A 4,813-nucleotide genomic window follows, 5' to 3' on the forward strand; every position below is an offset into this window, starting at 1 on the left:
AACGCTACTAATACTGCTGAGCAAACTAACAAAGCTCCAGACGCAGACTCAGTTAAAGCAACCCAAGAGGACGCGCAAAATAAAGTTCGTCGCGCTCAAGCAAATAATGACATACGCGCACGAGAGCAACGCAATAATATTACTGGAGGCGACGTTCAAAGAGCTGATAGCGACTTAGCAAGTGAAGTTCGCAGTAAGTTGGAAGTAAACATCCAAAAAGGTCAGCTAACAGTTGACGCCGAAGATGGCGCTGTTACTGTTGCCGGAACAGTTCCCACGCAGCAAGACTTGGCTAAAATTGACACACTTGCCAAAGAAATTAAAGGTGTCAAAAGTGTAGTCAACAAGGCAACTGTTGCACAAGCTACACCGGCAGCGGACAACAAAAACCCTCAGTAGCAATAGTGGTTGTGGTTAATTTTGTGTAGGGTGGGCAGTGCCCACCCTACTGCTTTGCGCGTGGAGCCAGACACCCTAGAGTATTCAAGCCAGCAAAGCAAGCCTATGGCACTCTTGAGGAGATAAGATTGATGCTAGTAATTTTTAAAACATCAAAGGTAGCAAGTTGCTTTCCCACAAAGGCACCCAAAGCATCCGTCTGCGTAGGTTCGGGCTGAGTATTCGCCACCGCTTGAGCTTGTTGTTCTCCGGTCTGGCGATCGTCAACTTGATGGTTGTAGGCATTGGTGCAATTGCCCTCAATCGAGCGATCGAAGGTAATCCGCTCGGCACAAAGATAAGTTCCCAGCGTGGAAGTGCTTTCAAGTTGGCTTATCTGGCTAATCTCCGAACAACGAAAAAGACCGCCCTAGACCGAGCTGCTGTAGATATTGCCATCAAAGACGAAATCGAGCAATTTGAAAGCCTGCTAACTGCACTGCGAAAAGGTTCGACAGAGTTAGGAATCAAACCAGTCACCGATGAGATCGTACTAGCCCAACTCAATAAAGTTGAAGAGACGTGGCGGATTTATCGGCGCAATTTAGAAATTTATCTGAGCGCTTCACCAGATAAAAATGAGCAATATGTTGCAGACATCAACACCCTAACTAATTTCTTAGCATCTCAGCTAGATAGTGTCGCGAATTTGTTAGACGAACAGATCGGCGAGAACGCTCAAAATAGCCAATTCTTATTACTGGCGATGGCAATTCTGAGCGTACCGATCGCCTCGGTGGCGCTTTTGATTGTGTCTCAAATTGTTAGCGATCTGACTCAAGTAACTGAAACTGCTCGCAAAATGGCGAGTGGAGACTTAAACGTGCGGGCGCTAGAATCATCTAAAGATGAAGTGGGGGTGCTAGCTTCTACGCTCAATACAATGGCAACGCAAATTGGCAGCTTGTTGCAAAGTTTGCAGACGCGAAGCTACGAATTAGAAAATACTTTAGCTTATGTGAGCGCTATTATCGATAATTTGGCAGATGCGCTCCTAGTGACCGACCCAGACTGCCGAATAACCCGGTTTAATCCGGCTTTATTACAGATGTTTGGTATAGAAGATACGGATTCGATCGGTAAAGATTGCCAGATTCTCTCTAATGCGAAGGTGCTAGAATTAGTGGAACAGACGCGGGGACGACCGAGAGAAGTTTTCACGGCAGAAATCGAGCTGGCAAAAGGTCGCATCGGTCAAGCTTTAGCAACGGCGATTGCTAAAGATGACAAAAAAAATGTTAGCACTGAGATACTCGGTGCGGTGATCCTGATTCGCGATATCACGGCAGAAAAAGAAATCGATCGGATGAAGACGGATTTTATTTCTACTGTCTCCCATGAATTGCGAACGCCGCTGACTTCTGTGTTGGGGTTTGCTTCCCTGATTAAGGAAAAGTTAGAAAAAGGTGTTTTCCCTTTAATTCAAACAAACGATCGCAAAACCCAAAAAATAGTCAGACAGGTGGGTGCGAATATCAATATTATTGTGTCGGAGGCAGAACGGCTCACATCTTTGATTAATGATGTTTTGGATATTGCCAAGATGGAAGCCGGGAAGATTGAGTGGCATATGCAGCCGACTGACATTGAGGATATTATTGACCGGGCAATTGCTGCGACTGCATCTATTTGCGAAGCTAAAAATATACCACTGCAAAAAGAACTTGCTCCCGAACTCCCTCAAGTAATGGGCGATGGAGATCGTTTGATTCAGGTTTTTATCAATCTTATTTCCAACGCGATCAAGTTCACAGATACTGGTAGTTGTACCATTAGCGCCAGACAGCAGGAAAATGAGATGCTGATCGGTGTAACTGACACAGGCATCGGTATTGCTCCCGCTGACCAGCCCAAGGTGTTTGAAAAGTTCAGGCAAGTAGGAGAAACTCTTACAGATAAACCTAAAGGAACTGGATTGGGTCTGCCAATCTGCAAGCAGATTATAGAACATCACGGGGGCAAAATTTGGGTGGAAAGCGAAGTGGGTCGTGGCAGTACTTTTTCCTTCACTCTGCCGATAAGTCCTCGCATCAATGCAGAAGTAGCAAAGTTTAGTATCAATGCTTTGGTCAGGCAAGTAAGACAGAGTATTGTCCAAACATCCCCCGCTCCATCTAAAAATTATAAAACTATTCTCGTTGTCGATGATGACGCTCACATTCGCGAATTGCTCAGACAAGAACTGGAAAATGATGGGTATGAAGTAAAAGAAGCTAAAGATGGAATAGATGCTATTACGCAGGTAAAAAATACTAAGCCAGATCTAATTTTATTGGATGTGATGATGCCCCAGATCGGTGGTTTTGATGTGGCTGCTGTTTTGAAAAACGACCCCGAAACTATGGCGATACCAATTATTATTTTGTCAATTATCCAAGATAAGGAACGAGGTTATCGTTTGGGGATCGATCGCTACTTGAAAAAACCGATCGATAGAGAAGAGTTGCTCAATGAAATTGGGGTTTTGATTGCTCAAGGAATGTCGAATAAAAAAGTTTTGCTTGTTGATAAAGATGCTTCTACTGTGAAAATTATGTCTGAAGTTTTGCAGTCGCAAGGATACACGGTTACCGAGGCTTACGACGGTCAAGAGTGCATCGAAAAGGCTTTGGCGGTTAAACCGGATATGATAATTGTAGATTCTGTCTTTTCCGAGCAACATAATTTGGTAAAATCCTTGCGGTTTGAAAAGGGTCTGGAAAATGTATTCTTTGTTCTACTTGGCAAAAATACAGAAGAAAATTCTCAGCCCTATTTCGAGCCGTAAATTTGAGTTAAACTAGCCTTAATTGAGGGTGTAACGATGACAAAAAAAGTTTTGATTGTAGATGACGAACCAAATATTTTGATTTTGATGGAGCAAGCACTTGAAAAGTTAGAAGATGAGGGCGTAGAATTACTGACAGCTACAAATGGTGAGGAAGCTCTTGAGGCTATCCAAACGGAAAAACCCGATTTAGTTTTCCTCGATGTGATGATGCCGAAAATGAATGGTTTTGATGTTTGCAATACCGTTAAAAAAGAACTGCAAATGCAAGATGTTTACATTATAATGTTAACCGCTAAAGGTCAAGAATTTGATAAACAAAAAGGCAATGATGTGGGAGCATATCTTTACATGACAAAACCTTTTCGTCCGAAAACCGTGCTGGAAAAATCGATAGAGATTTTGGGTTTATCAATATCAGATTAACTTCCTTCATTAACCTATTTATTAATTAGCGTAAACCCATATTTTTTAGCTATTTCTTTACCGGTTTCGCTAGAAAGAAATTGAATAAATTTTTGTGCTTCAGGCACATTCTGGCATCTTTTAACTACCGCTGCGTTATAGATAATCTGAAAATGGGTATTTTCCGGTGCGATCGCTACTATTTTAACTTTATCTGATACTTTAGCTTCTGTTAAATAGGTAATCCCTGCATCTGCTTCATTTGTTTCTACCGCTTTTAGGATTTGACGAATATCTTCGCCTGTAAAAATAGCTTTGTTTTTAAGTCGATCGTAAATTCCTAGAGAAATTAGAGTTTCCTTTGCTTGCATACCTACTAATAATTTTTCATTACCCATAGCGATTTTCTTTACTTTCTCATTAACTAAGTCTTGAAAATTAAAAATAGGGATAGTAGAGTCACCATCGGCAATTAAGACAAGCGGATTTTTTATTGGCATTGTTTGCAAAGTTTCTGGAATTAATAAATTTAATAATTCCGGGTCGTTTTTACCGACTTTTGATGCGAAAATGATTAGATCTATTGGGATGCGTTTTAGTATTTGTTCTTTTATAAAAAGACTGGGGCCAAAATTGTAGCTTAGAGTGACGTGGGGATTTTCTTGCTTGTAAATTTTACCAATTTCTGTGAGAACCTCTTGATAGCTAGTCGCTGCTGATATCAGTAATGCAACTGGTTTTGCTTGTTGTAGGTTACAGCTTAAAAACACTAGATTGATAATAGCAATACTGATTATCAAAACAAGAGCGCGTTGCTTTTTCATGGTTCAGAGGACTTCAGTCAAAACAGATGTTTTTTTGGTTAACTTATTTAATAATTATAAATCCATATTTCTCAAATACCGACAATATTACAATCAATTGTAACGTTGGGTTTTTCTTTGTTGTAAAGTTCGACAATTTCTGCTAGAGAATTCCTATAAGCACCAGATGCCGATACGATTAGTACCACAGGCTTTACCTGTTGGCTAGTGCAGCTAACGATCCAAAAAGATAGGATAAAAAGAAAGCTAACAAAAACAATAAGCTTTTTATTTTTCACACAATTTCTGTCAAAGTTTGCACTAATTTATCAATATGGGCAGGTTCGTGAATTGCCATCACCGAGATGCGAATTCGGCTTGTCGGCACGGTGGGAGGGCG

General features: G+C 41.1%; 4 protein-coding genes. 3 read left to right on the plus strand and 1 reads right to left on the minus strand.

Annotation, left to right across the window (positions count from 1 at the left end):
* The 3 genes from H6S82_RS18475 to H6S82_RS18485 all read left to right on the plus strand — a co-directional run.
* Positions 1–399: BON domain-containing protein (locus H6S82_RS18475; RefSeq protein WP_191056525.1), on the plus strand; the 399-nt coding region annotated here is incomplete at its 5' end.
* A 166-nt stretch (positions 400–565) separates the two neighbouring features.
* Positions 566–3,205: a response regulator gene (locus tag H6S82_RS18480; protein ID WP_199315235.1), complete on the plus strand. Its 2,640-nt coding sequence runs from the start codon at positions 566–568 to the stop codon at positions 3,203–3,205.
* Between the two features lie 36 nt (positions 3,206–3,241).
* Positions 3,242–3,631: a response regulator gene (locus tag H6S82_RS18485; protein WP_190464186.1), complete on the plus strand. Its 390-nt coding sequence runs from the start codon at positions 3,242–3,244 to the stop codon at positions 3,629–3,631.
* Positions 3,632–3,645: 14 nt separating this feature from the next.
* Here the strand turns inward: H6S82_RS18485 and modA are convergent, their stop codons facing one another.
* Positions 3,646–4,434 (minus strand): molybdate ABC transporter substrate-binding protein, encoded by a 789-nt coding sequence (gene modA / locus H6S82_RS18490; RefSeq protein ID WP_190464187.1) that lies wholly within the window; start codon positions 4,432–4,434, stop codon positions 3,646–3,648.
* Positions 4,435–4,813: the final 379 nt, after the last annotated feature.

The sequence above is a fragment of the Planktothrix sp. FACHB-1355 genome (genome assembly GCF_014748295.1).
GTDB lineage: Bacteria > Cyanobacteriota > Cyanobacteriia > Cyanobacteriales > Aerosakkonemataceae > Aerosakkonema > Aerosakkonema funiforme_A.

Coding starts and splice junctions, on each gene's coding strand:
- H6S82_RS18485 (WP_190464186.1), top strand. CDS start 3,242: ATGACAAAAAAAGTTTTGATTGTAGATGACGAACCAAATATTTTGATT.
- modA (WP_190464187.1), bottom strand. CDS start 4,434: ATGAAAAAGCAACGCGCTCTTGTTTTGATAATCAGTATTGCTATTATC.